This is a genomic window from Caulobacter sp. 602-1 (assembly GCF_003931565.1).
GTDB lineage: Bacteria > Pseudomonadota > Alphaproteobacteria > Caulobacterales > Caulobacteraceae > Caulobacter.
Genome location: NZ_RRYI01000052.1, coordinates 1 through 351 on the forward strand (window position 1 = coordinate 1; position 351 = coordinate 351).

Annotated in this window: 1 rRNA gene; it reads right to left on the minus strand. The window is 56.1% G+C overall.

Annotation, left to right across the window (positions count from 1 at the left end):
• A 23S ribosomal RNA gene (locus EIK80_RS25205) occupies positions 1-351 on the minus strand; the annotation flags it as partial.

The window sequence follows — 351 nt, forward strand, 5'->3', positions numbered from 1 at the left end:
CTGAGGGAACCTTTGAGCGCCTCCGTTACTCTTTGGGAGGCAACCGCCCCAGTTAAACTACCCGCCAGGCACTGTCCCTGACCAGGATGACTGGTCGAGGTTAGACATCCAATGCGAACAGAGCGGTATTTCACCTTGCGGCTCCACCGCGGCTGGCGCCGTGGCTTCGAAGCCTTCCGCCTATGCTACACAATCCACACCGAATGCCAATACCAAGGTATAGTAAAGGTCCCGGGGTCTTTTCGTCCTTCTGCGCTTAACGAGCATCTTTACTCGTACTGCAATTTCGCCGAGCTCCTGGTCGAGACAGTGGGGAAGTCGTTACGCCATTCGTGCAGGTGGGAACTTACC